This window comes from Variovorax sp. CCNWLW235 (assembly GCF_037204085.1).
In the GTDB taxonomy this organism is placed as follows: Bacteria; Pseudomonadota; Gammaproteobacteria; order Burkholderiales; family Burkholderiaceae_C; genus Variovorax.
The window spans coordinates 435449-454145 of sequence record NZ_JBBCBW010000002.1; the positions used below are offsets into that span (position 1 = coordinate 435449).

At 64.7% G+C, this 18697-nt stretch carries 18 protein-coding genes; 12 read left to right on the forward strand and 6 right to left on the reverse strand.

All coding sequences use genetic code 11. The annotated features are described in order from the left end of the window. Positions 1-64: 64 nt before the first annotated feature. The 3 genes from trxB to rpmG all read left to right on the forward strand — a co-directional run bounded on the left by trxB (position 65) and on the right by rpmG (position 1625). The gene (gene trxB, locus V9L21_RS04575; protein WP_258504570.1) at positions 65-1024 is read left to right on the forward strand and encodes a thioredoxin-disulfide reductase; all 960 of its coding nucleotides are present in this window, start codon (positions 65-67) and stop codon (positions 1022-1024) included. Between the two features lie 182 nt (positions 1025-1206). Continuing rightward, a complete protein-coding gene (rpmB, locus tag V9L21_RS04580) occupies positions 1207-1440 on the forward strand; it encodes a 50S ribosomal protein L28 (RefSeq protein ID WP_007830293.1) in 234 nt (77 codons plus the stop codon). Between the two features lie 11 nt (positions 1441-1451). Continuing rightward, positions 1452-1625, forward strand: coding sequence for a 50S ribosomal protein L33 (gene rpmG, locus V9L21_RS04585; RefSeq protein WP_007830291.1), 174 nt, complete (start codon positions 1452-1454; stop codon positions 1623-1625). A 169-nt stretch (positions 1626-1794) separates the two neighbouring features. Here rpmG and V9L21_RS04590 read toward each other — a convergent pair whose 3' ends face one another. The 3 genes from V9L21_RS04590 to V9L21_RS04600 form a co-directional block, all read right to left on the reverse strand. Beyond that, positions 1795-3009 (reverse strand): DesA family fatty acid desaturase, encoded by a 1215-nt coding sequence (locus V9L21_RS04590; RefSeq protein WP_157612700.1) that lies wholly within the window; start codon positions 3007-3009, stop codon positions 1795-1797. A 132-nt stretch (positions 3010-3141) separates the two neighbouring features. Further along, the gene (locus V9L21_RS04595) at positions 3142-4413 is read right to left on the reverse strand and encodes an RsmB/NOP family class I SAM-dependent RNA methyltransferase (protein ID WP_337295652.1); all 1272 of its coding nucleotides are present in this window, start codon (positions 4411-4413) and stop codon (positions 3142-3144) included. Between the two features lie 28 nt (positions 4414-4441). After that, the gene (locus V9L21_RS04600) at positions 4442-6295 is read right to left on the reverse strand and encodes a M48 family metallopeptidase (protein ID WP_337309532.1); all 1854 of its coding nucleotides are present in this window, start codon (positions 6293-6295) and stop codon (positions 4442-4444) included. 45 nt (positions 6296-6340) lie between these two features. Here V9L21_RS04600 and V9L21_RS04605 point away from each other — a divergent pair, with 45 nt between their 5' ends. Further along, the gene (locus V9L21_RS04605; protein ID WP_337309534.1) at positions 6341-6574 is read left to right on the forward strand and encodes a DUF1653 domain-containing protein; all 234 of its coding nucleotides are present in this window, start codon (positions 6341-6343) and stop codon (positions 6572-6574) included. Between the two features lie 35 nt (positions 6575-6609). Here V9L21_RS04605 and V9L21_RS04610 read toward each other — a convergent pair whose 3' ends face one another. Further along, on the reverse strand, positions 6610-6933 hold the full coding sequence (locus V9L21_RS04610) for an I78 family peptidase inhibitor (RefSeq protein WP_337309535.1): 324 nt from the start codon (positions 6931-6933) through the stop codon (positions 6610-6612). Positions 6934-6970: 37 nt separating this feature from the next. Beyond that, positions 6971-7567 (reverse strand): phosphoribosylglycinamide formyltransferase, encoded by a 597-nt coding sequence (gene purN / locus V9L21_RS04615; protein ID WP_337309537.1) that lies wholly within the window; start codon positions 7565-7567, stop codon positions 6971-6973. 154 nt (positions 7568-7721) lie between these two features. Between purN and V9L21_RS04620 the strand changes: the two genes are divergently transcribed. The 4 genes from V9L21_RS04620 (at position 7722) to V9L21_RS04635 (ending at position 12267) form a co-directional block, all read left to right on the forward strand. Beyond that, positions 7722-8903 carry an acyl-CoA dehydrogenase family protein gene (locus tag V9L21_RS04620; RefSeq protein WP_337309539.1) on the forward strand — a complete coding sequence of 394 codons (1182 nt, stop codon included), beginning with the start codon at positions 7722-7724 and terminating at the stop codon, positions 8901-8903. A 12-nt stretch (positions 8904-8915) separates the two neighbouring features. Next, positions 8916-10031: an acyl-CoA dehydrogenase family protein gene (locus V9L21_RS04625; protein WP_337309541.1), complete on the forward strand. Its 1116-nt coding sequence runs from the start codon at positions 8916-8918 to the stop codon at positions 10029-10031. An 81-nt stretch (positions 10032-10112) separates the two neighbouring features. Beyond that, a complete protein-coding gene (locus V9L21_RS04630) occupies positions 10113-11465 on the forward strand; it encodes an alpha/beta fold hydrolase (RefSeq protein ID WP_337309543.1) in 1353 nt (450 codons plus the stop codon). Positions 11466-11475: 10 nt separating this feature from the next. Then, the gene (locus V9L21_RS04635; RefSeq protein ID WP_337309545.1) at positions 11476-12267 is read left to right on the forward strand and encodes an enoyl-CoA hydratase; all 792 of its coding nucleotides are present in this window, start codon (positions 11476-11478) and stop codon (positions 12265-12267) included. A gap of 8 nt (positions 12268-12275) precedes the next feature. Here V9L21_RS04635 and V9L21_RS04640 read toward each other — a convergent pair whose 3' ends face one another. Next, the gene (locus V9L21_RS04640; protein ID WP_281149446.1) at positions 12276-12836 is read right to left on the reverse strand and encodes an HNH endonuclease; all 561 of its coding nucleotides are present in this window, start codon (positions 12834-12836) and stop codon (positions 12276-12278) included. 166 nt (positions 12837-13002) lie between these two features. Here V9L21_RS04640 and V9L21_RS04645 point away from each other — a divergent pair, with 166 nt between their 5' ends. From V9L21_RS04645 to V9L21_RS04660, 4 genes are all read left to right on the forward strand, one after another. Beyond that, positions 13003-14040: a bifunctional riboflavin kinase/FAD synthetase gene (locus V9L21_RS04645; RefSeq protein ID WP_337309547.1), complete on the forward strand. Its 1038-nt coding sequence runs from the start codon at positions 13003-13005 to the stop codon at positions 14038-14040. A gap of 121 nt (positions 14041-14161) precedes the next feature. Further along, the gene (gene ileS, locus V9L21_RS04650; RefSeq protein WP_337309549.1) at positions 14162-17011 is read left to right on the forward strand and encodes an isoleucine--tRNA ligase; all 2850 of its coding nucleotides are present in this window, start codon (positions 14162-14164) and stop codon (positions 17009-17011) included. Next, positions 17011-17523, forward strand: a complete 513-nt coding sequence (gene lspA / locus V9L21_RS04655) for a signal peptidase II (protein WP_337309551.1) — start codon at positions 17011-17013, stop codon at positions 17521-17523. The genes ileS and lspA overlap by 1 nt, the downstream gene beginning before the upstream one ends. Before the next feature lie 134 nt (positions 17524-17657). Continuing rightward, entirely contained in the window at positions 17658-18668 is a 1011-nt protein-coding gene (locus V9L21_RS04660) for a LacI family DNA-binding transcriptional regulator (protein ID WP_337309553.1), read from the forward strand. The last annotated feature ends 29 nt before the right edge of the window (positions 18669-18697 follow it).

The following is an 18697-nucleotide window of genomic DNA, read 5'->3' on the forward strand; positions in this document are numbered from 1 at the left end:
CATATATCGCTACCACCCTGAAAATGTACACGCTGAAGCAGCGCAAATCCTAGGTTTTCTACTCATGTCCGCACCCCAACACGCCAAGGTTTTGATTCTGGGCTCCGGCCCCGCCGGCTATACCGCCGCTGTTTATGCAGCCCGCGCGAACCTCCAGCCTTTGCTGATTACCGGCATTGCCCAAGGCGGACAATTGATGACAACCACCGAAGTCGACAATTGGCCAGCCGACGTGCACGGCGTGCAAGGCCCCGAGCTGATGCAGCGTTTTCTTGAACACGCAGAGCGCTTCAAGACACAAATTGTTTTCGATCACATTAACAAAGTTGATCTAAGCAAGCGTCCCTTTACATTGACGGGCGACAGCGGCACTTACACATGTGATTCCTTGATCATTGCCACAGGCGCTTCCGCCAAGTATCTGGGGCTCGATTCGGAACAGAAATTCATGGGCCGTGGCGTTTCGGCTTGCGCAACCTGCGACGGATTCTTCTACCGCGAGCAGGAAGTCTGCGTGATCGGCGGCGGCAATACGGCCGTCGAAGAAGCGCTGTATCTCGCCAACATCGCAAACAAGGTCACGCTGGTTCATCGCCGCGACAAATTCCGCGCCGAGCCCATCCTGATCGACAAGGTCAAGGAAAAGGTGGCCGAAGGCAAGATCGTGCTGAAGCTGCACAACGAACTCGACCAGGTGCTGGGCGACGACACCGGCGTGACAGGCATCCGGATCAAGAACACTCAAACCGGCGAAACCGAGCAGATCGACCTCAAGGGCTGCTTCATCGCCATCGGGCACCACCCCAATACCGACATTTTCCAGGGACAGCTGGAGATGAAGGACAACTACATCCTGACCCGCTCCGGCCTGCAGGGTTTTGCCACGATGACCAGCATTCCGGGCGTTTTTGCCGCCGGCGACGTGCAGGACAACGTGTACCGCCAAGCCATCACGAGCGCAGGCACCGGCTGCATGGCCGCGCTGGACGCCCAGCGCTTCCTGGAGCAGGACGGCACACTCTAAACCCGGGCTGCGCCGAAAGGGCTATAATCCGAGGCTTTGCCGAAATGAGGCCGCCCTTGTGGTGGCCATCAGCGTTCCGGCAAGCCGGGGTACCGCCACCCGTTTCTGGCGAGGTCAAGCTGCAAAACACCTGCAATCTCCACGGTTGCGCCGGTGCCAGCTGTTCAAGAAAGAGTGTCCTCATGGCACGCGTATGCGACGTAACGGGCAAAGGCCCGATGGTCGGAAACAATGTTTCCCACGCCAACAACAAAACCAAGCGCCGGTTCCTGCCGAACCTGCAATACCGCCGTTTCTGGGTCGAAACTGAAAACCGCTGGGTTCGCCTGCGTGTTTCGAGCGCCGCGCTGCGCTTGATCGACAAGAACGGCATCGACGCCGTGCTCGCAGACCTGCGTGCACGCGGCCAAGCTTAAGGAGCTGAATCATGGCAACGAGCAAAGGCGGACGCGAAAAGATCAAGCTGGAATCCACCGCGGGTACCGGCCACTTCTACACGACCAGCAAGAACAAGAAGACGATGCCTGAAAAGATGTCGATCATGAAGTTCGACCCCAAGGCGCGCAAGCACGTCGAATACAAGGAAATCAAGCTGAAGTAATTCAGCGCTGGTTCCACCAACAAGAAACCCCGCCGGGCTTGCCCAGCGGGGTTTTTTGTTGCCCGCTTCTTTCTCTCTCGCTCCCTTGGGCGCAGAAAACGGGCGCAAAAAAGCCGGCTCGAAGCCGGCTTTTTTATGAGGAGCGCGGTTCCCCGCCTCTTCTGATCGATCAGGCCCGTGCTGCGCGCAGACGCGTCGAGAACTCGCGCAGGCCGGCAATGCCGCTGGCTTCGGCGCGATGGCACCAGGCGGCCAGGTCGGCAGCCAGTTGCTCGCGCGATTGCGAGGTGTTGAGCCAGAGCTGGCGCAGCTCTTCGCGCATCGTGACCATCTTGTCGATCACCGGGTGGGCAGCGCGCGCCTGCACCAGGTGCGTGCGGGCCGATGCCGGAACCTTGTCGTCGTCGCGATGCAGCCAGTTCTTGGCCGCCTTGAGCACCGAGATGTCGCCGCCCTTGGTCTTGAGCGCAATCAGCTCGGCCTTGGTCACGCGGCGCATTTCGCGGGCGTAGCCGGCCATGACTTCATAGCGGTTGGCAATGACGGCCTCGAGCGTCTTTTCGTTGGCCACGGGCTGGATGTCGCCCATCTGCATCTTCGGCGGCACCTTCTTGACCTTGGCCCAGCCGATCGCCTGCATCATCTGGATGTAGACCCAGCCGATGTCGAATTCGTACTTCTTGACCGAGAACTTGGCCGACGTGGGATACGTGTGGTGGTTGTTGTGCAGCTCTTCACCGCCAATGATCAGGCCCCAGGGCGAGACATTGCGGCTGGCGTCGGGTGCCTCGAAGTTGCGGTAGCCCCAGTAGTGGCCAATGCCGTTGATGATGCCGGCGGCCGTGATCGGGATCCACAGCATCTGCACAGCCCAGACGGTCAGGCCCAGCGCGCCGAAGAGCGCCAGGTTGATGACCAGCATGAGGCCCACGCCTTGCCAGCTGTAGCGGGTGTACAGGTTGCGTTCGATCCAGTCGTCGGGCGTGCCGTGACCGTAGCGGTCCATCGTTTCCTTGTTCTTCGACTCGGCGCGATACAGCTCGGCGCCGCGCCAGAGCACTTCGTCGATGCCCTTGACCTGCGGGCTGTGCGGGTCTTCTTCGGATTCGCACTTGGCGTGGTGCTTGCGGTGAATGGCCACCCATTCCTTGGTGACCATGCCGGTGCCCAGCCAGAGCCAGAAACGGAAGAAATGCGAGGGGATCGGCCCCAGGTCCATCGCACGGTGCGTCTGCGTACGGTGCAGGAAGATGGTGACCGCGGCGATCGTGATGTGCGTGGTGACGAGCGTGTACAACACGATCTGCCACCATGTCAGGTCCCACAAGCCGTGTCCGAGCCACTGGAGGGCCGCGCTCAAAACGGCAGAGTCAGGAATCAACATTGAATTAAGTACTCCATGGCCACACGAAGGTGCAGCCTTCAGTTAACCCACGATTTTAAGGTGGCAAGGCCAAAATGAGGCCTTTTACCCTTCCTTAATAGCGCAGATTTACCCTACTTTGGAGTGCCGCGCCTATTTGCGGTTCCACACCGCCGCAAAGAAACCGTCCGTGGCGTGGCGGTGGGGCCATAGCCGCAGGTAGCGGCGTCCGTCCTCGCCGCCCGCGCAGAGGGCCTCGAAACCCTCTACTTTCAGGCCCTGCAGCAGTTCCGCGGCGTCCTGTGGCACGAAGTCGGGGTTGGCGGCGCTGAAAGCCTCGGCAATGGCCTCGTTTTCCTCCGGCAGCACGCTGCAGGTGGCATAAATGAGACGCCCGCCCGATTTCAGGAGGCGTGCCGCGCTCTGCAGGATGGCCGCCTGCTTGACCGTCAGTTCCTCGACCGACTTGGCCGATTGGCGCCATTTCAGGTCGGGATTGCGCCGCAGCGTTCCCAGGCCCGAACACGGGGCGTCGACCAGCACCCGGTCGATCTTGCCCGCCAGGCGCTTGATGCGGTCGTCGCGCTCGTGCGCAATAGCCGCCGGATGAACGTTCGAGAGCTTGCTGCGAGCCAGCCGCGGCTTGAGCGCATCGAGCCGGTGCGCCGACGTGTCGAAGGCGTAGAGCCGGCCGGTGTTGCGCATCGTGGCGCCAATCGCCAGCGTCTTGCCGCCGGCGCCAGCACAGAAGTCGACCACCATTTCGCCTCGCTTGGCGTCCAGCAACAGCGCCAGCAGCTGGGAACCCTCGTCCTGCACCTCGACGGCACCTCGGGCGAACGCGTCCAGCTTGGTCAGCGCCGGCTTGCCGTCGATGCGCAAGCCCCATGGCGAGAACGGCGTCACTTCGGATTTGATAGCGGCCTTGGCAAGCTCCGCCTTGACTTCCGCCCGCTTGTCGGTGAGTGCATTGACGCGAAGATCGAGCGGCGCGGGCTGCTGCAGGCTTTCGACCAGCGGCCAGAAACCGTCGCCCAATTGCGCCTTGAGCGGCGCGACCAACCACTCGGGCAGGTTGTGGCGATGGCGTTCCAGCAGGTCTTCGGGCTTGACCGCGTCGCAGTTGTCGAGCCAGCGCTTTTCAGTGTCGTTGAGCGCGCTTTTCAGAAAATCGCGCGGGCCATGAAAGCCCAGGATCGCCATGCGGCGCTCCTTCGAGCCAGAGCCCGAGGGCGACAGGTGATCGAACAGGAGCTTCTTGCGCAACACGGTGTAGACCGTCTCGGCAAGCGTGGCGCGCTCGCGGGGGCCGAACTCGCGGTGGTCGCGAAAAAAGCGCGAAACGACCTGGTCGGCCGGGTGATCGAATTTCAGGACAAGGCCGACCAGATCGGCGGTGGCCTCCAACAGGGCTTTGGGGTGCATACCCCGATTGTCTCAGCCGGAGGGGCCCCTACGCCCCGCGCGTCCAGATCGGCCCGAAAGCCTGTCGTTCAATGTCGGCCAGCGTGGGCGAATGGCCGGCCCACAGAACCAGCGCCGCGCCGGGCAGGCTCAAGGTGTGCTCGAGGTGGCGGCAAAGCTGCCAACGGTCTTCGTCGTCCATGCCCGGCAGGTCGACAAACACGATGTAGGCCCGGCGCCACGGAAACTCGCGCAGCGTCTTGCGCACCAGCCAGGCGCGCGAAATGGGAAGGCACCGCGCAAGGTCGGCCTGCAACTCGCCCAGTTCATAGTCGCTCAGGTCATGCCGTGCGATCTGGCTGAAGAAGGGCGTTTCGGTGATCTCCTCCCAAGCCCGAGCCTCGGCTTCTTCCGCCTCCTTGAGGCGGCCGCGCCACAGCTTGAGTGCTTCTTCGTCGTGAGCGCCGGCATCGGGGTTGTCGAGTGCGGCCACGGCGCTTTTTGCAGCCCACCATCGGCTGGCGGCACTGGACCCGTGCAAGCGCTCGAGCACGGCAAGACGTGCTGCGCGATCGCGCACGGGGAGCATCTGGGACAGCCCACGCAAGGCGCCGGCATGCTCGGGCGAGATCTGAAGCGCACGTTCGTACCGAACGCGCACGGGCGCCGCCGGATCGAGCCGCCGCTCGGAATCGGCCCATTCGACGAGTTCGTCAGGCGTATTGCGCTCGCCACGCGCCGCAAGAAGCTCGACGCGCTCCCGGATGCGAGACCGGTGCGCATGGTGCTGCTTCCAGTCGCTAGCATGGTTGCGGCGCCACTGGTTGTCGAAATGCGCGATCCACTTGGTACTGTCGGCCAGCATGCCCAGCGCCGGCTCGGCCGACCAGGGCGGCACCACGGCCTTCTGGCCGAGCGCTTCGAGTCGGTCGCGCAAGACCGGATGGGTGTCTTCGAGATCGCTGACGCGCCGCATGGCGTCGCGCAACGCCCGGCGCGCGAATTCGTCGCTGGGCGGCGTTGCGGCAAGCTCCTTCAGCGCCTTGAAAGGCCCCGGCGGCTGCGGCTCCCTTTCGGCACGGGCCCAGTGCGAAGCCCAGAACTCATCGGCATACCAGTTCGCCTTGATGGCAATTTCCGTCAGCGCCGCCGCGGCGACGGTCGTGCCCAGGAGGCGGCCCGAGATGCGGTCGGCCTCGTACTCGTCTTGCCGCGCGAGCGCGAAAGTGCGGGCCGCAAAACGCGGAAAGTACCAGCGAAAGAAGCTCTGCGACACCAGTGCCATCACCCCTTCGTCGCGCTGCAGGCTGGCGTCGAGCTTGAGCCACGACAGCCGGGTGCGGTAGATCCAGGCGCTCAGCTTGCCGTGGTTGCCGCGCAGGTGCCCGTACTCGTGGGCAAGCACCGACAGCAGCCGCCGCCGGTCCAGCATCATCAGCAACGGCAGCCCGATGCTGAGGGAGTTAACCGCGCCGCCAAACAGCCCGAAACGCGGCACTTGCCGGATGCTGGCGTTGAATTCGTCGTCCAGATAGACGCGGTGGACCGGCGGGCCCTTGATCTTCTTGCGTATGCGGTCGAGCGCTTCGAACAGCGCAGGCGCATCTGCGCGCGAAAGCTCCCGCCCCTCGGGTTCGTCGAACCGCACCCAGAGCGCGCGAAGCGTGGCCCAAAGCAGGCCCAGCGCAAACAGAGCCAGCCAGCCGCGCCCGAAACTGAAGCGTCCCTGTCCGGCCGACAGCGCAACCCAGGCGATGATGCCGACGGAAAGCGCCAGGCAGGCCAGCACCCACAGATAACCGAGTGCGGCAAACGCCGCGACGCTGCGCCGGTAGCGGGCACTGTCGTCCGCGCTGGCATGCTCGCTCAGGCGGACAAGGTGAACAAAATCAGCGCGATCCATCCGACTTTCCCCCAACCGACCCTACAGTTTGAAAGAAGCAAGACCGTGAACGACAACGCCCTGCCACCCCTGATAGAGACACCGCCTGGCCGTTATCGCCACTACAAGGGCGGTGAATACGAAGTGCTGGGCACCGTGCGCCACAGCGAAACGCTGGAGCCGATGACGCTGTACCGGGCCCTTTACGGCGCCAAGGGGTTGTGGGTTCGGCCCGCCGGGATGTTCGGCGAAACCGTGGAGATCGACGGTGTTCGCCAACTGCGCTTCACCCCTATTTAGAGCGCTACGTATTCGATAGCGTCATCGACGGCCGCTCAGCCGCAGCGAACGTCCGTCACGCGGCCGCGGGCGTCCACGTCGAGGTTGAGTCGTCCGCCGTTGAGTTCCATCGTGACCACCTCACCGGGCTTCAAGGCCCGCACCGTGCCTGCACCGGCGCGAACCCGGGCTGCGGCTTCGAGCTGGGGCGACAGCGGCTGGCCGACGGCGAAGCGCGCGCCATCCGCATTGCACTGGAACACCGGCTCGGGTGCCGGAGCAGCTGCAGCGGGGGTTGCCGCGGGAGTCGAGCTTTGCGTGGCACAAGCCGTCATCAGGACAGCGCCGGCAACGATGAACAGTAGTGATTGGGTTTTCAATTTGTCTTCTCCCGAAAACCCGCGAATATAAACAACTTTAACGAATGTGACCTGATGTATCTGCAAGCCATCCCGCAATGGCGCGTGGATACAACTGATGTTCCTGCGCCAGCACGCGCCCGGCCAGCGTGGCGGCCGTGTCGTCCGGCAGCACGGGCACTACCGCTTGCGCCAGGATAGGCCCGTGATCGAGTTCGGTCGTTACCTGGTGCACGGTGACGCCGGCCACCTTGCAGCCCGCGTCGATAGCCCGCTGGTGGGTGTGCAGGCCCGGAAACGCCGGCAGCAGCGACGGGTGTATGTTGATCAGGCGCCCGGCGTAGCGGCCGACAAAGCCGGGTGTCAGGATGCGCATGAAGCCCGCCAAGACCACGAGCACCGGCGCGTGCGCATCGACCACCTTGGCCAATGCCTCGTCGAAAGCTTCGCGCGTCGGAAATTCCTTGTGCGGAACCACCGCGGTTGCGATGCCGTGCGTGGCGGCAATCGCAAGCCCGCCCGCTTCGGGCTTGTTGCTGACCACCGCAGCAATGCGGGCGCCAAAGCGCTCGGCCCAGCGGTCGCGCTCGGCGTCGCGCACGATGGCCGCCATGTTGGAGCCGCCGCCGGAAATAAGGATCACGATGTTCTTCATGGGACGCGGGATTATCTGTGCTCGGCTCCGGCCGCCCTGAACTTGTCGCCGCGCGGACACCGATTCACAGCACGACCGTGCTAAAACTCGAAGTTCCGGAGACACACCGCCATCGGCGCGATGGCGGCGGACCGATCAACACAGCGAGGCACGCATGGATTTGAGCTTCACGCCCGAAGAACAGAAGTTCCGCGAAGAAATTCGCGCATGGGTCAGGGACAACCTCCCCAAGGAGATTTCGCACAAGGTGCACAACGCGCTCGAGTTGACGCGCGACGATCTGCAAGGCTGGGCCAAGATCCTCGGCAAGAAGGGCTGGCTGGGCTACGGCTGGCCGAAGGAATTCGGCGGCCCCGGCTGGACCGCCATCCAGCGCCACCTGTTCGAGGAAGAAACCGCCCTGGCCGGTGCGCCGCGCATCGTGCCCTTCGGCCCGGTGATGGTCGCTCCGGTGATCATGGCGTTCGGCAATGCCGAGCAGCAGAAGCGCTTTCTGCCCGGCATCGCGAGCGGCGAGGTCTGGTGGAGCCAGGGCTACAGCGAACCCGGTTCGGGCTCCGACCTGGCTTCGGTCAAGACCAAGGCCGAGCGCAAAGGCGACAAGTACATCGTCAACGGGCAAAAGACCTGGACCACGCTCGGCCAGTACGGCGACTGGATGTTCAACCTCGTGCGCACCAGCAACGAAGGCAAGCCGCAAACCGGCATCAGCTTCTTGCTGCTCGACATGAAGTCGCCCGGCGTCACGGTGCGCCCCATCAAGCTGCTCGACGGCAGCCATGAAGTGAACGAGGTGTTCTTCGACAACGTCGAAGTGCCGGCCGAGAACCTGATCGGCGAAGAGAACAAGGGCTGGACCTACGCCAAGCACCTGCTCTCGCACGAGCGCACCAACATTGCCGACGTGAACCGCGCCAAGCGCGAGCTCGAGCGCCTGAAGCGCATTGCCAAGAGCGAAGGCGTGTACGACGACCTGCGCTTCCGCGACGAGATCGCCAAGCTCGAAGTCGACATCGTCGCGCTCGAGATGATGGTGCTGCGCGTGCTCTCGGCCGCCACCTCGGGCAAGAACTCGCTCGACGTGGCCGGCCTGCTCAAGATCCGCGGCAGCGAAATCCAGCAGCGCTACAGCGAACTGATGATGCTGGCCGGCGGCGCGTATTCGCTGCCCCTCGTCCGCGAAGCCATGGAAGCGGGCTGGCAGGGAGACTTCCCGGGCGGCAACCCGGCTCTCGCGCCGCTCGCATCCACTTTCTTCAACATGCGCAAGACCACCATCTACGGTGGCTCCAACGAAGTGCAACGCAACATCGTCGCGCAGACGGTTCTGGGCTGAGGAGACAAGAACATGGATTTCAATTTTTCAGACGACCAGGAACAACTGCGCGACGCCGTGCGCAAGTGGGTCGACAAGGGCTACGACTTCGAACGCCGCCGCGGCATCGAGGCCAAGGGCGGCTTCTCGCGCGAAGCCTGGGACGAACTGGCCGAGCTCGGCCTGGGCGGCCTCTACATCGCCGAAGACGACGGCGGCCTGGGCATGGGCCCGGTGGCCGGCATGGTGGTGATGGAAGAGCTGGGCCGCGGCATCGTGCTGGAGCCCTTCGCGCAGACGCTGATTGCGGGCGCCGTGCTCAGCGGCTACGCCGGCGCGGACCTCAAGGACAACTGGCTGCCGCGCCTTGCGGGCGGCCAGGCCATCGTGGTGCTGGCCTACCAGGAGCGCAAGGCACGCTACCGGCTCGATGTGTGCGAAGCCAAGGCCGTGAAGGCCGGCGACGGCTGGTCGCTGACCGGCGCCAAGAGCGTGGTGCCCGTGGGCGACGAAGCCGACGCCTACATCGTGCCCGCGCAGGCCGACGGCAAGATCGCACTCTTCCTGGTCGAGCGCAGCGCCAGCGGTGTCGAGGCACGCGGCTACGGCACGCAGGACGGCAGCCGCGCCGCCGAGGTCGTGTTCGACAAGGCAGACGCCACGCTGATCACCGCAGACGGACTGACCGCACTCGAGTACGCGGTCGATGTGGGCATTGCGGCCACATGCGCCGAAGCGGTCGGCGTCATGGACAAGACCGTGGCACTCACGGTCGACTACATGAACCAGCGCAAGCAGTTCGGCGTGGTCATCTCCACCTTCCAGGCGCTGCGCCACCGCGTGGCCGACATGAAGATGCAGCTCGAGCTCGCGCGCTCGATGAGCTACTACGCCACGCTCAAGCTCAACGCGCCGGCCGACGAACGGCGGCAGGCGTTGGCGCGTGCCAAGTACCAGCTGGGCGTTTCGATGCGCTTCGTGGCAGCCAACTCGGTGCAGTTGCACGGCGGCATCGGCGTAACCGACGAATACATCGGCAGCCACTATTTCCGCAAGCTCACGCAGCTTGAAATGACCTTCGGCGACACGCTGCACCACCTGGGCGAAGTGTCGGCCCGCATGCAGGACACCGCCGGCGTCTTCGCCTGACGATGTTTTTCCCATAGCATCCAACGCCCGCCCGCCTTGCGCCGGCGGGCGTTTTTACTTGGAACCAGCCAGGAACAAAACATGCCATCACGCCGCACTCTTCTTGCCCTCGGGCTCGCATCGACCGCCATGCTGACCGCTTGCGCCACCGCACCCTCGCCTTCGCTCAGCGAACGTCCGCCGATCGTCTTCATGCACGGCAATGGCGACTCGGCCGCGCTCTGGCAAACCACGATCTGGCGCTTCGAATCGAACGGCTGGCCGCGCAACCGGCTCTTTGCGGTCGATCAGCCCTATCCGCTGGCACGCGACGACGACACCGTGGCGCAGCCGGGCCGCAGTTCGACCGCCGATTCGGCCGCCTTCCTGAAGGCCGAAGTCGAGAAGGTGCTGAAAGCCACGGGCGCCAGCAAGGTGGTGCTGCTCGGCAATTCGCGCGGCGGCAACACCATTCGCAATTACGTGCAGAACGGCGGCGGGGCGGCTGTGGTGAGCCACGTGGTGCTGGGCGGCAATCCGGCGCACGGCATCTGGGCGGTGAAGGGCTTCCGAGAGAACAATGAATTTTCCGGGCTCTCGGCGTTCATGCAGCAGCTCAATGCACCGAAAGGGCCGAATGGCGACGAAGTCGCGCCCGGCGTGAAATGGCTCACTCTGCGCTCCGACAGCAACGACAAATACGCGCAGCCCGACGGCCTCTGGATCGGCGCGCCAGGCCAGCCGACCAACATCGGATTCGACGGGCCGGCACTCAAGGGCGCGACCAATGTCGCGCTGCCGCGCGTGGACCATCGCGAAACTTCGTTCTCCCCCGCCGCCTTTGCCGCGACCTGGCAGTTCCTGACGGGCGAGCCGCCGCGCAGCACGGCCATTGCAGCCGAAACGAATGTTGTTCTCGACGGCCGTGCCATCGGGGCGGAAAACCTTTCGCTGAACGGCGGCCAGGTCACCGTCTATGCGGTCGACTCCGCCACGGGTGCCCGGCGCGGCAACGCCGTGCACAGCAAGAACATCGGCGCGGACGGCCGCTGGGGCCCCTTCAGCGCCCGCGGCGACACGGCCTACGAATTCGTCCTCAGCGCGCCGGGCTACGGCATCACCCACATTTACCGCAGTGCGTTTCCGCGCAGCAGCAGCGTGGTGAACCTGCGCCCCGAACGCCTTGCCACGGCCGACGCGAATGCCGGCGCAGTCGTCGTCTTCACGCGCCCACGCGGGTATTTCGATGCGCAGCGCGACACCATGCGCTTCGACGGCCAGAGCCCGCCGCCCGGCGTGCCGCCCAAGGGCTCGGGCGTGTCGAGCTCCCGGTTGCGCGTTGCCGCGGCGGAGCCTCAGCGCGCCGTTACCGGTGAATTCAACGGCGAGCGCATCACGGGCCTGACTTGGCCCGCGGCGCAGCAGCATGTGACGGTGCTCGAACTGACTTACTGAGGGCAATGGCATGAACGACGCGGCTTCCTCCCCTTTCGTGCTGAAGACACGCGATGCACGCGGCGTGATCACGCTGACGCTGAACCGCCCGGCCTCGTTCAACGCGCTTTCGGAGGGCATGCTCGGCGCGCTCGAGCAGGCCATCGCCGAGATTGCAGTGGACGAGAACGTGCGCGCGGTGGTCATCGCGGCGGCGGGCAAGGCCTTCTGCGCGGGCCATGACCTGAAGGAAATGCGCGCGGAGCCGTCGCTCGGCTATTACCAGCAGCTTTTCGAGCGCTGCGGCGCGATGATGCTGTCGATCCAGCGGCTCCCCGTGCCCGTAATTGCGCGCGTGCACGGCATCGCGACCGCGGCAGGCTGCCAGCTGGTCGCGGTGTGCGACCTGGCGGTGGCTTCCAGCGACGCGCGCTTCGCGGTCAGCGGCGTGAACGTGGGACTGTTCTGCGCCACGCCCAGCGTCACCCTCTCACGCAACCTCGGCCGCAAGGAGGCGTTCGAGATGCTCGTGACCGGTGAGTTCATCGATGCGCAGGAGGCCAGGCAGAAGGGCCTGGTCAATCGGATCGCTGCACCGGCCGAGCTCGATGCCGCGGTCGAGACGCTGGTCGCCAGCATCGTCGCCAAGCCCCGCAAGGCACTTGCACTGGGCAAGGCCCTCTTTTACCGCCAGCTCGAAACCGGCATCGAGGCCGCGCTGGCAGACGCCAGTCAGACCATGGCCTGCAACATGATGGACGAGAGCGCGCTCGAAGGCGTTCAGGCTTTCATCGAGAAACGCCCGCCCGACTGGAAACGCTGAGCCCCAGGCTAGGTGTCGTGCAGCCGCGAGCTCTGCGGCAGGTGCGCCATAAGAAATTCCATCTGGTCCGCCAGGATGCGGCGGTTTCGCAGAATGAAATCTTCCCAAAGGCTGGGCACATAGGGCGCATACAAGAGCGGCATGTTGGCCTGCTCGGGCGTGCGGCTGCTCTTGCGGTGGTTGCACGGCTTGCACGCTGTGACCACGTTCATCCAGGTGTCGATGCCTTTTTGCGCGAACGGAATGATGTGCTCGCGCGTGAGTTCGTCTTCGTGGAAATGCCCGCCGCAATAGGCGCAGATGTTGCGGTCGCGCGCAAAGAGCTTGCTGTTGGTGAGCCCCGGGCGCTGGGTAAAGGGGTTGATGCGCGGCACGCCCTTGGTGCCGATGATGCTGTTGATGGCAATCTGCGATTGCTCGCCCGTGATGGCGTTGTGGCCGCCACGGAACACAGCCACCTGCGCGCCCACCTCCCAGCGAACTTCGTCCGCCGCATAGTGGATGACCGCCTGTTCGAGCGATATCCATGACTGGGGCAGCCCTTGGGCCGACAGCTTCAAGACCTTCACCACACGCCTCCTCAAAAAGGGAAGAATCACGGAAAGACCAGGGACACGGAGCGCGCCGGAGACCACTTCAAGCGACGCACTGAGTCACAATATACCGGCTTTGTGACAAAACGGCCTGATTCGCCCAATTGACGGGCAAAAGGCGCTATCAAAAAGATACTCACCGATGCAGGTTTTCCGCGGCTTCCGGCACCCGGGCGTGGCTCCGGCCTGCGCCCTCACCATAGGCAATTTCGACGGCGTGCACCGTGGCCACCAGGCCATGCTGGCACTGCTGCAGACCGAGGCGCGCCATCGCGGGCTGCCCAGTTGCGTGCTCACGTTCGAGCCACACCCGCGCGACTATTTCGCCGCCGTCACCAAAAAACCCGACCTGGCGCCGGCCCGCATCGGCACGCTGCGCGACAAGCTCACCGAGCTTGCGGCCTGCGGCGTGGCGCAGACAGTCGTGCTGCCCTTCGACGGCCGGCTGGCGTCCCAGTCGCCTGACGAATTCATCCAGAACGTGCTGATCGACGGCCTTGGCGCGCGCTATGTGCTGGTGGGCGACGACTTTCGCTTCGGCGCCAAGCGGGCGGGCGACTACGCCATGCTCGACGCGGCCGGCGACGCGCATGGCTTCGACGTGGCGCGCATGAACAGCTACGAGGTCCACGGCCTGCGCGTTTCGAGCTCGGCCGTGCGCGAGGCGCTGGCCGAGGGCCGCATGGCCGACGCCCAGCACCTGCTCGGCCGGCCCTACACAATTTCAGGCCACGTGGTCCACGGCCGCAAGCTGGGCCGCGCGCTGGGCGCCTCCGAGCCCGGCAAGGACGACGGTTTTCGCACCCTCAACCTGCGCTTCAAGCACTGGAAACCGGCCGCCAGCGGCATCTTCGCGGTGCTGGTGCACGGCCTGGCCGACCAGCCCCTGCCCGGCGTGGCCAACCTGGGCGTGCGCCCCTCTCTGGACGCCAACGATGTCAACGCCGGCCGGGTTTTGCTGGAGACGCATTGCCTGGAGTGGCCCTCGCATCTGGGAGCCGAAGGTGCCTACGGTAAAATCGTCCGCGTGGAACTCCTGCACAAACTGCACGACGAATTGCGCTACACCAGCCTCGAGGCCCTCACTGCGGGCATCGCGAAGGATGGGCGCGACGCGCGCGCGTTCTTTGCGTCGACCCACGCCGAAACCCATCGCCAGACGACACGCGATCGAATTTAGCCCTGCACGCACCGTGCTGCCGCCCTTCGACAAGCTCAGGGCGAACGGCTTTTCTTCCGCACCGACCGCTCAATGCAGTTCGGGCTGAGCCTGTCGAAGCCCCTCTGTTTCGCACCCCAACATGTCTGACGCTGCTTCCACCACCGACTACCGTTCCACGCTGAACCTGCCCGACACCCCCTTTCCGATGCGCGGCGACCTGCCCAAGCGCGAACCGGGCTGGGTGAAGGAATGGAACGACGAAGGCCGCTACCACCGCCTGCGCGACGCCCGCCACGGCGCGCCCAAGTTCATCCTGCACGACGGCCCCCCCTACGCCAACGGCCAGATCCACATGGGCCACGCGGTGAACAAGATCCTGAAGGACATGATCACCAAGGCGCGCCAGCTCGAAGGCTACGACGCGCTCTACGTGCCCGGCTGGGACTGCCATGGCCTGCCGATCGAGAACGCCATCGAAAAGCAATATGGCCGCAACCTGAGCCGCGACGAAATGCAGGCCAAGAGCCGCGCCTACGCCACGGAACAGATCGCGCAGCAGTTGCTCGACTTCCAGCGCCTGGGCGTGCTGGGCGAGTGGGACCATCCGTACAAGACGATGGACTTCGCGAATGAAGCCGGCGAGCTGCGCGCGTTCAAGCGCGTGATCGAGCGCGGCTTTGTGTATCGCGGCCTGAAGCCGGTGTACTGGTGCTTCGACTGCGGCTCGTCGCTCGCCGAATTCGAAATCGAATACGCCGACAAGAAGAGCCAGACCATCGACGTGGCGTTCAAGGCGCACGACCGCGAGAAGGTGCTCAAGGCCTTCGAGACCGACCACACGATCCTCGGCGACATCTTTGCCGTGATCTGGACCACCACCGCGTGGACCATCCCGGCCAACCAGGCGATCAACCTGAACCCCGAGATCGAGTATTCGCTGGTCGACACCGAACGCGGCCTGCTCATCCTCGCCAACTCGCTGGTCGAGATGTGCATGACCCGTTATGCGCTCGACGGCAAGGTGCTGGCCACGGTCAAGGGCGAGAAGCTCGGCGGGCTCGAATTCGAGCATCCGCTGTACGACGTCGACGCTGGCTACAAGCGCCTGTCGCCGGTGTACCTGGCCGACTACGCCACCGCCACCGACGGCACCGGCCTCGTGCACTCCTCGCCCGCCTATGGCGTGGATGACTTCAACTCCTGCATCGCCCATGGCGTGGCGTACGACGACATCCTGAACCCGGTGCAGGGCAACGGCAGCTACGCGCCCGACTTTCCGCTCTTCGGGGGCCAGAACATCTGGAAGGCCGTGCCGGTGATCATCTCGGCGCTGCGCGACGCCAACCGCCTGCTCACCACCGAGACCATCACCCACAGCTACCCGCACTGCTGGCGCCACAAGACGCCGGTGATCTACCGCGCCGCAGCGCAGTGGTTCGTGCGCATGGACGAAGGCGAAGGCGTGTTCACCAAGGACAAGGCGCCCAAGACGCTGCGCCAGACCGCGCTCGAAGCCATCGAGAAGACGAACTTCTATCCGGAGAACGGCAAGGCGCGCCTGCACGACATGATTGCCAACCGGCCCGACTGGTGCATCAGTCGCCAGCGCAGCTGGGGCGTGCCGATCCCGTTCTTCCTGCACAAGGATTCGGGCGAGCTGCATCCGCGCACGATGGAAATCCTCGACCAGGCCGCCGACATCGTCGAAAAGGGCGGCATCGAGGCCTGGAGCCGCGTCACCGTCGAAGAAATTCTCGGCGCCGAAGACGCGCCCCACTACACCAAGAGCACCGACATCCTCGAGGTGTGGTTCGACTCGGGCTCGACCTTCTATCACGTGCTGCGCGGCACGCACCCCAACGTGCACCACGCTGCGGGCCCTGAAGCCGACCTGTACCTCGAAGGCCACGACCAGCACCGCGGCTGGTTCCACTCGTCGCTTTTGATCGCCTGCGCGCTGGAAGACCGCGCGCCCTACCGCGGCCTGCTCACGCACGGCTTCACCGTGGATGCCAAGGGCATCAAGATGAGCAAGTCGCTCAAGAACGGCATCGACCCGCAGGAAATCAGCAGCAAGCTGGGCGCGGAAATCATCCGCCTGTGGGTGGCTGCGAGCGACTACTCGGGCGACATCGCGGGCGACGACAAGATCCTCGCGCGCGTGGTCGACTCGTACCGCCGCATCCGCAACACGCTGCGCTTTCTGCTGGCAAACACCAGCGACTTCGACATCGCCAAGGACGCGGTGCCGCTCGACCAGCTGTTCGAAATCGACCGCTATGCGCTTGCGCGCGCGTCGCAGTTCCAAGACGAGATCCTTGCGCACTACAAGGTGTACGAGTTCCACCCGGTGGTGGCCAAGCTGCAGATCTACTGCTCGGAAGACCTGGGCGGCTTCTACCTCGACATCTTGAAAGACCGGCTCTACACGACCGCGCCCGGCTCGCTTGCGCGCCGCAGTGCGCAGACCGCTCTCTGGCATATCTCGCAAGCCATGCTGCGGTGGATGGCACCGTTCCTGAGCTTCACGGCCGAAGAAGCCTGGAAGTTCGTGAGCACCGGCAAGCCCGGCGAATCGATCTTTGCGCAGACGTTCAGCAAATTCGCCGCGCCCGACGAAGCACTGCTCGCCAAGTGGGGCCGCATCCGCGAGATCCGCGACGTGGTCAACAAGGACATCGAGGCGGTGCGCGCCGAAGGCAAGGTCGGTTCGTCGTTGCAGGCCAACCTGCAGCTCACCGCGCCGGCCGACGACTTCGCGCTGCTGGGCTCGCTGGGCGATGACCTGAAGTTCGTCTTCATCACCTCGGCCATCGCAATCGCTGCGGGCGAAGCGCTCTCGACCACGGTGACGCCGAGCAGCGCGCAGAAGTGCGATCGCTGCTGGCACTACCGCGAGGACGTGGGCCACGACCCGGCGCATCCGACGATCTGCGGCCGTTGCACCAGCAACCTGTTCGGTGCCGGCGAAGCACGGAGCTTTGCCTGATGGCCGCGGCACGCTCCATGTCGGCATCGCGTTCGCGCAGCGGCAGCATCTGGCCATGGCTTGCCCTGGCGGTCATCATCCTGATCATCGACCAGTTCACCAAGACGCTGATCCTGGGCTACTACAAGCTTGGTGACGCGACCTACGTGACGAGCTTCTTCAACGTGGTTCGCGCGCACAACACGGGCGCCGCGTTCTCGTTCCTGGCAGACCATTCGGGCTGGCAGCGCTGGTTCTTCACGGCCATTGGCCTCGCGGCTGCGGTGTTCATCGTGTGGATGCTGAAATCGCACGCGGGGCAGAAGCTGTTTTCGTTCGCGATGGCGTGCATCCTGGGCGGCGCCATCGGCAACGTGATCGACCGAATGATGCACGGGTACGTGGTCGACTTCCTGAGCTTTCACGCGGGGAACTGGTACTTTCCGGCCTTCAACGCGGCGGACAGTGCGATCACGCTGGGGGCCATCTGCCTGATCGTGGACGAGATCCGGCGGGTTCGGCGCGGGAAGTAAGCCAGTTTCTCAAGGGGCCTTTTGGCCCCTTTCTCTTTAAGACGCAACGCGAGGGTTTTTCCCGGCTTTCTCGGCTTGTCATGGCAGGGTCATACTGCCGCGGTGAAATGTAATCGATTACATAACACCGCACGATGAGCATTCAATCCGTCGCAGCCAAGGCCGGGGTTTCCGTGGCCACCGTGTCGCGGGCGTTCAACTTCCCCGACAAGGTCACGCCAGCCACGCGTGAGTTGGTGGAACGCGTGGCGCGCGAGCTTCACTACGTGCCCAACGCCAGCGCGCGCACCTTGCGCACCCAGCGCAGCCGCGCGTTGGGCGTGGTGCTGCCCACGTTGCTGAATCCGACTTTCGCCGAGTGCCTGCAAGGCATTGCGGGCGCAGCCATGGCGGGCGGCTACGCCATCATTCCCGTCACCACCGGCTACCGGCTCGACGAAGAAGAACGCGCCGTTCACCTGCTGCTCGCGGGCAATGTCGATGGGTTGATCCTGGTGGTATCGAACCCCTCCACTTCGGCGGCACTCGCACGGCTTCGCACCGCCGGCACGCCTTATGTGCTGGCCTACAACCGGCATCCTGACCACCCTTGCGTGACCGTCGACGGCGAAGCTGCCGTTGCCGACGCGGTCGCACGCCTGGTGCTGCTGGGGCACCGCCGCATCGCCATGGTCAGCGGCACGCTGGCTGCCTCCGACCGGGCGCAGCAGCGCTACCGGGGCTACGAGAAAGGCATGGCCGATGCCGGGCTCGACGCGCCGCCACTCATCGAGGTGCCCTTTGTCGAAAGTGCGGTGGACATGCTCGCGCACCTGCTGCAAGCCAAGGAGCGGCCTACCGCGCTGGTCTGCTCGAACGACCTGCTTGCCATCCGCAGCATTCGCGCCGCGCACCTGAGCGGGCTCTCCGTGCCCGACGACCTCAGCGTGGTGGGCTTCGACGGCATTGCGCTCGGCGAAGACCTCACGCCGGCGCTCACCACCATTGCGCAGCCCAACAGCGACATCGGCCGCCGCAGCGTCGAACTGCTGGTCCAGGCCATGGCCGGCGGCACCGCGCTGCAAGCCGACGCGAGCCTGCTGCTGCCTTGCGTCTTCCGCGACGGCGAATCGTGCGCATCCGCGCGCGATATCGCCAACGACTGATCACTCGTTTCACCCGCCTCAACCCTCAC

Bases quoted from the DNA above. Each gene is read 5' to 3' on its own strand.
- purN (WP_337309537.1), bottom strand. From the start codon at position 7,567: ATGAAGAACATCGTGATCCTTATTTCCGGCGGCGGCTCCAACATGGCG.
- rpmB (WP_007830293.1), top strand. From the start codon at position 1,207: ATGGCACGCGTATGCGACGTAACGGGCAAAGGCCCGATGGTCGGAAAC.
- trxB (WP_258504570.1), top strand. From the start codon at position 65: ATGTCCGCACCCCAACACGCCAAGGTTTTGATTCTGGGCTCCGGCCCC.
- lspA (WP_337309551.1), top strand. From the start codon at position 17,011: ATGGCCGCGGCACGCTCCATGTCGGCATCGCGTTCGCGCAGCGGCAGC.
- rpmG (WP_007830291.1), top strand. From the start codon at position 1,452: ATGGCAACGAGCAAAGGCGGACGCGAAAAGATCAAGCTGGAATCCACC.
- V9L21_RS04635 (WP_337309545.1), top strand. From the start codon at position 11,476: ATGAACGACGCGGCTTCCTCCCCTTTCGTGCTGAAGACACGCGATGCA.
- ileS (WP_337309549.1), top strand. From the start codon at position 14,162: ATGTCTGACGCTGCTTCCACCACCGACTACCGTTCCACGCTGAACCTG.
- V9L21_RS04660 (WP_337309553.1), top strand. From the start codon at position 17,658: ATGAGCATTCAATCCGTCGCAGCCAAGGCCGGGGTTTCCGTGGCCACC.
- V9L21_RS04645 (WP_337309547.1), top strand. From the start codon at position 13,003: ATGCAGGTTTTCCGCGGCTTCCGGCACCCGGGCGTGGCTCCGGCCTGC.
- V9L21_RS04590 (WP_157612700.1), bottom strand. From the start codon at position 3,009: ATGTTGATTCCTGACTCTGCCGTTTTGAGCGCGGCCCTCCAGTGGCTC.
- V9L21_RS04625 (WP_337309541.1), top strand. From the start codon at position 8,916: ATGGATTTCAATTTTTCAGACGACCAGGAACAACTGCGCGACGCCGTG.
- V9L21_RS04595 (WP_337295652.1), bottom strand. From the start codon at position 4,413: ATGCACCCCAAAGCCCTGTTGGAGGCCACCGCCGATCTGGTCGGCCTT.
- V9L21_RS04630 (WP_337309543.1), top strand. From the start codon at position 10,113: ATGCCATCACGCCGCACTCTTCTTGCCCTCGGGCTCGCATCGACCGCC.
- V9L21_RS04600 (WP_337309532.1), bottom strand. From the start codon at position 6,295: ATGGATCGCGCTGATTTTGTTCACCTTGTCCGCCTGAGCGAGCATGCC.
- V9L21_RS04620 (WP_337309539.1), top strand. From the start codon at position 7,722: ATGGATTTGAGCTTCACGCCCGAAGAACAGAAGTTCCGCGAAGAAATT.